The sequence below is a fragment of the Cryobacterium sp. MLB-32 genome, from assembly GCF_000738085.1.
In the GTDB taxonomy this organism is placed as follows: domain Bacteria; phylum Actinomycetota; class Actinomycetes; order Actinomycetales; family Microbacteriaceae; genus Cryobacterium.
In genome coordinates, this window is sequence record NZ_JPRS01000055.1 from 1 (window position 1) to 10,448 (window position 10,448).

Below are 10,448 nucleotides of genomic sequence, written 5' to 3' on the forward strand. Positions count from 1 at the left end.
TCGTCTTCGACTCCGGCAGGAGTAGTCCGATCTTGACCACGTCCGAACTGGATGTGCTTGTTCCTCCGCCACCTGACGTGGAACAGGCGACCAGTGCGCCGCTCGTTGCCATGAGCAGTACCGCCAGGATCGCGGTCTTCCTCCATACTTTTGTCATGAATCTGCCTCCGCTGTGGCCATCCCGAATGATGGTGAAACCAAGGTCGTCCTTTTACGGGCAAGCGTCAAGCCCCCTCCGCACCCCCGACGAGGGGCAGAAAGAGGGCTCGCACTCGTGCGGCGCTAGGCGTTCGGCGCGTCAGTCATGCTGGGGGAACCCGAGGTTGATCCCTCCGTGGCTCGGGTCGAGCCAGCGGCTCGTGACGGCCTTCTCGCGCGTGAAAAAGGCGATCCCGGCCGCGCCGTAGGCCTTGGCATCGCCGAAAAGCGAGTTCTTCCACCCGCCGAAAGAGTGCGATGCCACCGGCACGGGGATCGGCACGTTGATGCCCACCATTCCCACCTGAACCTCATTCTGGAAGCGTCGGGCCGCGCCGCCGTCGTTCGTGAAGATCGCCGTGCCGTTGCCATACGGGCTGGCGTTGATCAGTGCGAGCCCCTCGGCGTAGCTGGCCACTCGAATGATCGACAGCACCGGGCCGAAGATCTCGTCCATGTACACCTTCGACTCCACACTCACCCGATCGAACAGGGTGGGGCCGAGCCAGAAACCGGATGCCTCGCCGTCGACGTCGACGTTGCGTCCGTCGACCACGACATCCGCACCGTCCGTCGCCGCGAGGTCGATATACGACGCCACCTTGTCGCGGTGGGCCTCGGTGATCAGCGGGCCCATATCGCAGCCGCGCATGCCGTCGCCGACCCGCAGCCCGCTCATGCGCTCCGTGATCTTCGCCACCAGCTCATCGGCGACCGGTTCAACCGCCACGACCACGCTGATCGCCATGCAGCGCTCACCGGCGGATCCGAACCCGGCGTTCACTGCGGCATCCGCTGCCAGGTCGAGGTCGGCATCGGGCAGGACCAGCATGTGGTTCTTTGCGCCGCCAAGGGCTTGCACCCGCTTGCCGTGAGCCGAGGCGGTCTCGTAGATGTAGCGCGCGATCGGCGTGGAGCCCACGAACGAGATGGCCTGCACGTCGGGATGCACGAGCAGGGCGTCGACGGCCTCCTTATCGCCGTGCACAACGTTGAAGACGCCGTCGGGCAGCCCGGCCTCGGTGAAGAGGGCGGCCATCCAATTGGCGGCGGAGGGGTCCTTCTCGCTCGGTTTGAGCACCACCGCGTTGCCCGCGGCGACGGCGAGCGGGAAGAACCACAGCGGAACCATCGCCGGAAAGTTGAAGGGGCTGATGATGCCCACCACGCCGAGCGGCTGGCGCAGCGTGTACACGTCAACACCGGTCGAGACGTTCTCGGAGTACTCGCCCTTGGAGAGGTGCGGCATGCCGAGCGCGAACTCGACGACCTCGAGGCCGCGGGTGATCTCGCCGAGCGCGTCGGAGGTGACCTTGCCGTGTTCGGCCGTGAGGATGTTGGCGAGCTCGCCCTTGCGCTCGTTCAGCAGCTCGCGGAAGGCGAACATGATGGTCTGCCGCCTGGCCTGGCTGGTGTCCCGCCAGCCGGGGAAGGCTGCCGACGCGACGGCGACGGCAGCGTCGACATCAGCGGCGGAGGCGAGCAGCACGTTCTTGGCGACCGCGCCGGTGGCCGGGTTGTAGACCGGTGCGGTGCGGGTGGAGGTCGCGGCGCTCTCGGCGCCGCCGATCCAGTGGTTGAGCACGATAGTCATTGCAGTCCTTCAGGTCGTCGGTCGGATCGTCGGTCAGGAATGGAGCAGGTCGAGGGAGAGCACCTCGTCGTAGATCACGAGGGCCTCGGAAACTTCCGCGTCGGTCACCACACACGGCGGCACCACGTGGATGCGGTTCTCGATCAGGAACGGCAGCAGGCCGCGGGCCAGAAGTTCCGTCTTGATGCGCGCCATCACCGCCGCACTCACGGGTTCGCGTGTGTCCTGATCCGCGACGAGTTCAAGGGCCCAGAACACGCCCTCTCCGCGCACCTCGCCGATGATCGGGTGGCTCGCGGCGAGGGCGGCGAGCCCGGGCGCGAGCACCGAGCGTCCGATGCGAGCAGCGTTTTCCACGATGCCCTCATCGTCCATCGCATCGAGTGCCGCCACGATCGAGGCCATGGCGAGCGGATGCCCACTGTACGTCAGGCCCCCGGGGAACACGGCGGTGTCGAAGCTGGCCGCGATCGAATCGGAGATCAGCACACCACCGGTCGGCACGTACCCCGAGTTCACGCCCTTCGCGAAGGTAATCAGGTCGGGGGTCACCTCGTAGCCCTCGAAGGCGAACCAGCGCCCGGTGCGCCCGAAGCCGCACATCACCTCGTCGAGGATGAGCATGATGCCGTAGCGATCGCAGAGCGCGCGCACGCCGGCCAGGTAACCGGGCGGCGGCAGCATCACGCCGGCCGTGCCGGGAACGGTCTCGAGCAGAACGGCGGCGATCGACGTCGATCCCTCACTCTGGATCACGCGCTCGAGGTGTCGCAGTGCCCGCTCCGACTCTTGCTCGGGGGTCGTCGCCCAGAACTCGCTGCGGTAGAGGAAGGGGCCGAAGAAGTGCACGTGTCCACGGGCGTATTCGTTGGGTACCCGGCGCCAGTCCCCGGTCGCGACGACGGCCGCTCCGGTGTTGCCGTGGTACGAGCGGTAGGTGGAGAGCACCTTGTCGCGGCCGGTGTGCAGGCGGGCCATGCGGATGGCGTTCTCATTCGCATCCGCGCCCCCGTTGGTGAAGAAGACCTTGTTGAAGCCCTCCGGTGCCCGGTTCACGATGCGCAAGGCCGCCTCGCCGCGGGCCAGATTGGCGGTGGACGGTGCGATGGTCGCGAGCAGACTGGCCTGCTCCACGATGGCCTTCACGACCGCCGGATGCTGGTGGCCGATATTCACGTTGACCAGCTGACTCGAGAAGTCGAGGTAGCTGCGCCCGTCGTGGTCCCACACGCGGCAGCCGAGGCCGCCGGCGATCACCAGCGGCTTGAGCGCGCCCTGCGCGGACCAGGAGTGGAAAACATGGGCACGGTCGAGCTCACTGGTGCGCTCATTCAGGCCGAGTATGGGGGTGGTGGTGTCGTTCACGCGCGTGCTTCTTTCTGTGTGGGTGACCGGGCGGCCGCTCTCTCGACACGGCCGCCCGACCGAAAGACGGATGTTTACTCGCCGCCCTCCTTCAGGGTGACGGTGATCGGGGTCCAGTCGGCGCCCATCACATCGACGCCGTCCGCCGTGAGTTCGTCGAGCGCTTGCTGTACGTATTCATTGGAGTACGCGGTCGTGGGCGGCGCCGCCGTGATGATGGTGCTGCCCGTTTCGTTCTGGGTGTTCATGGCGATGTCCACCGTGTTGGCCCAGGCGGCCTCGTCGATCAGTCCGACACCGTTCGTGGACGGCCAGATCAACTTGCTGACCTCGTTGGTCATCCACAGCTGGTGGCCGGACGGGAGCGCGGAACCGGCGGCGGTCACGATGCCGGCGGCCTCCTCCGGGTTGTTCGCCGCGTAGATCCAGCCGTTGATCGAGGCCTTGATGAACTTCACCGTGGTGGCGGCGTAGTCCGTATCGGTCGCGAGCTTGTCGGCGTTGGCCCAGATGCCGTCCTGAAGCATCGCCGTGCCCTCGGTGTTCCAGTCGATCACGTTGAGATCGTCCGGCTGGTACAGCTCACCCGTAGCGGGATTCACCGTCTCCAGTACTTGGGCGTATTCGTTGTAGGTCATGGCCTGCGCGGCATCGATGTCACCCGACAGAAAGGCGTTCATGTCGAAGGCCTGCTGCACGAGGCTGATGTCGCCGATGGCCACGCCCGCCTTCTGCATGCCGGCGAACAGCTCCCATTCGTTGCCGTAGCCCCAGCTGCCCACATTCTTACCCGCGAGGTCGGCGGCGCTGGTGATGTTCTTGTCCTTGAACGAGATCTGGGTGGTGGCGCTGCGCTCGAAGATCTGCGCCACATCGGTGATGTTCGCGCCCTGTTCGATGGAGCCGAGCACCTTGGCACCCAGGAGATGGCGTAGTCCACGTCGCCGGTGGCCAGCACGTCCTGCGGAACGATGTCGGGCCCACCCTCCACGATGGTCACATCGAGGCCCTCCGCCTCATAGAGTCCCTGGTCGACAGCAGCGTAGTAGCCGGCGAACTGGGCCTGGGCAGACCACTGCAGCTGCAGGGTCACCGGAGTCAGGCCGGACGGGGTGTCACTCGACGCGTTTCCTGAATCGCCGCCGGCACTGCATCCGGTGAGCACGAGCGCGCTGACCGCGGCCAGGGTTCCGAACGTACCGAGCCATCGTGTGCTGTGTTTCATTTTTTCCTCCAGTGCTGGATAGGTGCGGATGCTGTGCTGTGCCGTGCGGGTGCTGTGTTGTGTCTGGTTGAACTAACCGCCGTGCCGGCGGGTCAGCAGCTTCTCCACGATGAGGGCGCCGCAATAGAACGTGAGGCCAAGCAGGATCGACCCGAGCACGAACGCCCAGGCGAGGGGGTAGTTGCTGCTCGACGCCGCCGAGGTGATCGACTTGCCGAGACCGCCGACAGGGCCGCCGAAATACTCGGCGATCAGGGCAGAAATCACGGCGAGGGAGCTGGCGATCCGCAGGCCGGTGAAGACGAAGGGCCGGGCGGTGGGAAGCGTGACCGTGCGGGTGGCTTGCCAGCGCGACGCCGCGGTGGCTCGCATCAGGTCGCGGTGCACCTGAGGTACCTGCCGCAGCCCCTTGAGCGTGTTGAAATACACCGGCACGAACACGGCGAGCGCCGCCACAAGTTGCCGGGCAGTTTCGGCGGCGGCACCGAACATCGTATAGAGCACCGGCGCCAGGGCCACAATCGGCACGACCGCAATGGAGGCGACGATCGGGGCCGCCATCTCATCGAACACGCCGAGCAGCGCCGACAGCACGGCAAGCAGGATCCCGAGCACGGCGCCGATCACGAGGCCGATCAGGGCATTGCGTCCGGTGACGGCCATACCGTCGAGCACATTCTGCAGGTTGGCGCCGAACTGCTCCCCGATCGCGAGCGGGCCCGGCAGGATGAACGGCTTGATCGCGAGCGCGGTCACGGCGCCCTGCCAGAGCAGGATGGCGGCGACCCCGAAAAGCACCGGGGCCAGCAGTGCTTCGACCGGCGCCGACATCCGCTGTCTGCGGGCGGTCATCGCGTCTCGACCCCGCGCACACCGCTGGCCGGCGCCCCGTGCAACAGTTCTCGCACCTGGCTGACCAGCTGGAAGAACCCCTCGTCTTCACGAAGGTCTTCGCCGCGAGCGGCCGCCGCGCCGAGGCCGACGTTCAGCACCGAACGGATGCGTCCGGGCCGAGGCTCCAGCACCACTACCCGGTCGGAGAGGAACACTGCCTCGGGAATCGAGTGCGTGACGAACACCACGGCGGCGCCCGTCTCGGCGCAGATGCGCACGAGTTCGTCCTGCATGCGCTCCCGGGTCATCTCATCGAGCGCGCCGAACGGTTCGTCCATCAGCAGCAGGCTCGGTCGTTCGGCGAGCGAGCGGGCGATGGCCACGCGCTGCTGCATGCCTCCTGAGAGCTGGTCGGGGTAGCTGCTCGCGAATTCGGTGAGGCCCACAAGGGCGATGAGTTCCGTCGCCCTTGCCCGGCGCGCGGTCTTTCCCATGCCGTGCAGTTCGAGCGGCAGCTCAATGTTGCCGGCCACCGTGCGCCACGGCAGCAATCCGGCCTGCTGGAAGGCGATGCCGTAGTCCTGATCGATCCGGGCCTGACGGGCGGGCTTGCCGAACACCTCAATGCTGCCGCTGGTGGGAGTGTCGAGATCGGCGATCAGGCGCAGCAGGGTGCTCTTGCCGCAACCGCTCGGTCCGATCAGCGACACGAATTCTCCGGGGGCGACGGTGAGGCTCACATCCTCGAGCGCGGTGACGGATGCCCCCTTCCGTACGTCGAAAACGCGGCCGACCCCGCGCACCTCAACGGCACAGGCCACATCCTGGGTCACCGGCTGGTTCACAGCGTGGTTCATGCGGAAGCCTCTCCCCTGCGAAAACGACGTAAGAACAGTCCGAGCAGCGCCACGAAGCCCGCGGCCACGAGACCCACCAGCACGGACCCGAAGATGGGCGCCCAGGGCTTGCCGGGGTCACTGCTCGCGGCACCGGCGTACTCCACGATGAGACGTCCGATTCCGCCGCGCAGCCCGATCGACACCTCCGCCACCACGCTGCCGATGACGGCGCTGGCTGCGGCGAGCCGCAGTGCCGGCAGCAGATAACCGACGCTGGCCGGCAGGCGCAGGCGCCACAGGGTTGTCCACCAGCCCGCGGCATAGCAGTGCATCAGGTCAACGTGGTGGGCTTCCGGCGACGTGAGGCCGCGGAGCGCGCCAACCGCCACCGGGAAGAAGGCGAGGTAGGAGGCGATCAGCGCCACCGACATCCAGCTCTCCCAGCTGAAATCGGCGAACTGAATCTGCGCTCCCCAACGCCGCACGAGTGGCGCGATCGCGATGAGGGGCACGGTCTGGCTCAGAATGATCCACGGCAGCACCGCCGACTGAGCGATCCGGAACCGCTGCATGAGCAGCGCGAGGCCGAGGCCGACAGTGACCCCCACGAGCCAACCCACGGCCGCGATGCCGAGGGTGAAGAGCGCGGCCGACAGCACCGCCTGCCACAGCGGAACAGCGGATGCTGCACCCGTCACCGGCTGCACGATACGCTCGGCCATCACCCACAGGTGCGGCATGGCGAGATCGCTCGTGCGCGGCAGCACTGTCACCCCGCCGAGCACGACGCCGTCGACCGGTCCGAGAAATGTGTAGGTCTCCCAGAGCAGGGCGAGCAGCGCAACTCCGAGGGCGCCGAGGAGCAGCCGACGCACCGGCACCACCGATCGACGCGCGGGGGTCATGTCAGCGAGGTCACGACGTCGCCACGATGTGCTGGGCCATGGCGGGGATCACGGTTTCGCCGTAGACGCGCAGGGTTTCCTCCTTGTTGTCATGCTGGAGGTAGCCCGCGAACTGATCGACTCCGATCTTCTGCAGGGCCTGCAGCTTCTCGATGTGGTCCGCGGCGGTGCCGAGCAGACAGAAGCGGTCCACGATCTCATCGGGTACGAAGGCGGCGTGGCTGTTGCCCGCCTTGCCGTGTTCGTTGTAGTCGTAGCCCTCCCGACCCGCGATGTAGTCCGTGAGAGCCTTGGGCACCTTCGAATCGGTGCCGTACTTGGCCACGATGTCCGCCACGTGGTTTCCCACCATGCCGCCGAACCAGCGGCACTGGTCGCGCATGTGCGCCCAGTCGTCGCCGATGTACATCGGTGCCGCCACACAGAATTTAATGGACTGCGGGTCGCGGCCGACATTCGCGGCCGCCTCCCTCACGGATGCGATCATCCACTCGGCCACGTCGAGGTCGGCCATCTGCAGAATGAAGCCGTCGCCCACCTCGCCCGCGAGCTTGAGGGCGAGCGGTCCGTAGGCTGCCACCCACACCTCCAGGCTCGAACCGGTGCTCCAGGGGAATCGCAGAGTAGCCCCGTTGTGCTCCACGGAACGGGAGTTCGCGAGCTCACGAATCACGTGAACGGCCTCCCGCAGGGTTTTCAGTGTGGTGGGCGCCCCGTTGGTGGTGCGCACCGCAGAGTCACCGCGACCGATGCCGCAGATCGTGCGATTGCCGTACATCTCGTTGAGCGTCGCGTAGGTTGACGCCGTCACGGTCCAGTCACGGGTGGCCGGGTTGGTCACCATGGGCCCGACCGTGATGCGGTTGGTTTCCGCGAGTATCCGGCTGTAGATCACATACGGCTCCTGCCAGAGCAGGTGCGAATCGAAGGTCCAGACGTGGCTGAAGCCGTGCGCCTCGGCGAGTTTCGCCAATTGCACGGTGCGCGCCGACGGCGGGTTGGTCTGAAGAACTGCTCCGAAATCCATATCGTCCCCTCAATCAGACTGCTGCTAAATCAAGTACTGGCTCAGGCCGCGCTTGATGAAGCGGCCGTCGCCCTTGGTGCCGAGGTACTGGTTGTTGTCGATGACGACCTTGCCGCGCGAGAGCACGGTGTCCACGTGGCCGTCGATCTCGTAGCCTTCCCATGCGGAGTAGTCCATGTTCATGTGGTGGGTCTTCTGCTTTCCCGTTTCCGGCATTCCGATGGACGTGTGCCCGTTCGGGTCGTAGATCACGACATCGCCGTCGGCACCGGGCTGAATCACTCCCTTGCGCCCGTACATTCCGAACATGCGCGCCGGTGTGGTGGAGCACACCTCCACCCAGCGCTCGAGGGTGATCTTGCCGTCGACGACGCCCTGGTAGAGCAGGTCCATGCGGTGCTCGACGGAGCCGATGCCGTTGGGGATCTTGGAGAAGTCCGTCAGGCCCATGTCTTTCTGGCCCTTCATGCAGAAGGGGCAGTGATCGGTCGACACCATTTGGATGTCGTTCGTGCGCAGGCTCTGCCACATGTGGTGCTGGTGCCCCTCGGCCCTGGCCCGAAGCGGCGTGGAACAGACCCACTTCGCGCCTTCGAAGCTGCCCCACTCTTCGCTCTGGGCGCCGAGGTTGTCTTCGAGTGAAAGATAGAGGTACTGCGGGCAGGTCTCCCCGAACACGTTCTGTCCGTTGTCCCGGGCCTGCGCGATCTGGTCCACCGCCTGCTTGGCGGAGACGTGCACGATGTACAGGGGCGCGCCGGTGAGATTGGCGAGCATGATTGCCCGGTGCGTGGCCTCCTCCTCGGCCTGCCACGGCCTGGTCAGGCCGTGGTTGAGCGGACTCGTGTTTCCGGCGGCGACAGCCTGCTGCACGAGCAGGTCGATCACACTGCCGTTTTCGGCATGCATCATGATCATGCTGCCGTTGGTGGCGGCCCGCTGCATGGCCTTCACGATCTGACCGTCATCGCTCAGGAAGACGCCCTTGTAGGCCATGAACAGCTTGAAGCTCGAGACCCCTTCGGCGACGAGTTCGTCCATCGCGGTGAGCGAGGAGTCCTGCACATCCGAGAGGATCTGGTGGAAGCCGTAGTCGATCGCGCACTCACCGGCGGCCTTCTGCTGCCATTTCTGATACTGATCGATCACGTTCTCGCCGGCGTACTGGACAACGAAATCCACAATGCTCGTGGTGCCGCCCCAGGCCGCGGCCCGGGTGCCGGTCTCAAAGGTGTCGCTCGCCTGGGTGCCTCCGAAGGGCATCTCCATGTGCGTGTGGGCGTCGATGCCGCCGGGGATCACGTATTTTCCCCGCGCGTCGATCACGGTGTCGACATTGTTCTCCACGTCGAAGCCCAGCAGCCGAGACCCGGGCGAGAGCACCGCGGCGATGGTTTCGCCGTCGATGAGCACATCGGCGAGGGCGCTTCCCGTGGAATTGACGACCGTACCGTTCTTAATGAGTGTCTTCATGACATCCTCTGCGTCCCGCTGGTCAAGCCTGTCGAGACCTGGGTGGATACCCTCACGGCCCTGCACATTACGGCGCCGTGATGTTCTTGTAGGAATCCGGGCGGCGGTCCCGGTAGAACTGCCACGAGTTGCGTACCTGGCGGATCAGGCCGAGGTCGAGGTCACGAATCACGATCTCTTCCGTGCCCGTGGAGGCCACGTCGCCGACATAGTTGCCCTGCGGGTCGACGAAGTACGAGCTGCCGTAAAAGGTCACGGCCTCGTCGCCGAATTCATCCGACTCGTTGCCGATGCGGTTGTTCGCACCGATGTAGTACTGGTTGGCGACGGCCGCTGCGGGCTGTTCGAGTTCCCAGAGCCGGTTCGACAGCCCGGGCTTGGTGGCCGAGGGGTTGAACACGATCTCGGCACCGTTCAGGCCCAGCTCACGCCAGCCCTCGGGGAAGTGTCGGTCGTAGCAAATGTAGACGCCCACCTTGCCCACCTTGGTGTCGAAGACCGGGTAGCCCAGGTTGCCGGGACGAAAGTAGAACTTCTCCCAGAACTGCGGCAGGTGAGGGAGGTGGTGCTTGCGGTACTTGCCAAGCACGGTGCCGTCGGCGTCGATCACCACGGCCGTGTTGTACAGCACGCCGGGCTGGTCCTCCTCGTAGACCGGCAGCACGATAACCATGTTGTGCTCGGCGGCGAGTTTCTGGAAGCGCGCCACCAGCGGCCCCGGAATCGGGTGTGCGTAGTCGTAGTACTTGGAATCCTGCACGATGCCGAAGTACGGTCCGTGAAAAAGCTCTTGAAAGCAGATGATCTGCGCGCCCTGTTCTGCGGCGCTGCGCACGAATCCCTCGTGCTTCACGATCATCGACTCTTCGTCCCCTGTCCAGGTGGCCTGGGTAATGGCCGCTCGAACTATGTTGTTGCCGTCGCTCATGCTGTTGCCTCCACTGGTTCAGAACGTCACACTCCATCGGACTGCGTTGTCCGGTTTTGT

At 65.6% G+C, this 10,448-nt stretch carries 9 protein-coding genes and 1 pseudogene; all 10 read right to left on the reverse strand.

Going from position 1 to position 10,448, the window contains the following annotated elements; translation table 11 throughout:
• Positions 1–298: 298 nt before the first annotated feature.
• The 10 genes and pseudogenes from JF66_RS07855 to JF66_RS07895 all read right to left on the reverse strand — a co-directional run bounded on the left by JF66_RS07855 (position 299) and on the right by JF66_RS07895 (position 10,388).
• The gene (locus JF66_RS07855; RefSeq protein ID WP_035876814.1) at positions 299–1,792 is read right to left on the reverse strand and encodes a CoA-acylating methylmalonate-semialdehyde dehydrogenase; all 1,494 of its coding nucleotides are present in this window, start codon (positions 1,790–1,792) and stop codon (positions 299–301) included.
• A 33-nt stretch (positions 1,793–1,825) separates the two neighbouring features.
• Positions 1,826–3,157, reverse strand: a complete 1,332-nt coding sequence (locus JF66_RS07860; RefSeq protein WP_197059359.1) for an aspartate aminotransferase family protein — start codon at positions 3,155–3,157, stop codon at positions 1,826–1,828.
• A 74-nt stretch (positions 3,158–3,231) separates the two neighbouring features.
• Positions 3,232–4,068 carry an ABC transporter substrate-binding protein gene (locus JF66_RS07865; RefSeq protein WP_369797969.1) on the reverse strand — a complete coding sequence of 279 codons (837 nt, stop codon included), beginning with the start codon at positions 4,066–4,068 and terminating at the stop codon, positions 3,232–3,234.
• Between the two features lie 62 nt (positions 4,069–4,130).
• A pseudogene (locus tag JF66_RS25270) lies at positions 4,131–4,382 on the reverse strand (ABC transporter substrate-binding protein); the annotation flags it as partial.
• 72 nt (positions 4,383–4,454) lie between these two features.
• Positions 4,455–5,234, reverse strand: a complete 780-nt coding sequence (locus JF66_RS07870) for an ABC transporter permease (RefSeq protein ID WP_231556347.1) — start codon at positions 5,232–5,234, stop codon at positions 4,455–4,457.
• Complete coding sequence (locus JF66_RS07875) at positions 5,231–6,073, reverse strand: ABC transporter ATP-binding protein (protein WP_035876817.1); 843 nt, start codon at positions 6,071–6,073, stop codon at positions 5,231–5,233. The genes JF66_RS07870 and JF66_RS07875 overlap by 4 nt, the downstream gene beginning before the upstream one ends.
• Positions 6,070–6,960 carry an ABC transporter permease gene (locus tag JF66_RS07880; RefSeq protein WP_035876819.1) on the reverse strand — a complete coding sequence of 297 codons (891 nt, stop codon included), beginning with the start codon at positions 6,958–6,960 and terminating at the stop codon, positions 6,070–6,072. The genes JF66_RS07875 and JF66_RS07880 overlap by 4 nt, the downstream gene beginning before the upstream one ends.
• Positions 6,961–6,970: 10 nt before the next feature.
• A complete protein-coding gene (locus JF66_RS07885; protein WP_035876820.1) occupies positions 6,971–7,987 on the reverse strand; it encodes a TIGR03842 family LLM class F420-dependent oxidoreductase in 1,017 nt (338 codons plus the stop codon).
• Between the two features lie 24 nt (positions 7,988–8,011).
• Complete coding sequence (gene hydA, locus JF66_RS07890; RefSeq protein ID WP_035876824.1) at positions 8,012–9,460, reverse strand: dihydropyrimidinase; 1,449 nt, start codon at positions 9,458–9,460, stop codon at positions 8,012–8,014.
• Between the two features lie 67 nt (positions 9,461–9,527).
• Positions 9,528–10,388: a nitrilase-related carbon-nitrogen hydrolase gene (locus tag JF66_RS07895; RefSeq protein WP_035876827.1), complete on the reverse strand. Its 861-nt coding sequence runs from the start codon at positions 10,386–10,388 to the stop codon at positions 9,528–9,530.
• Positions 10,389–10,448 lie beyond the last annotated feature (60 nt).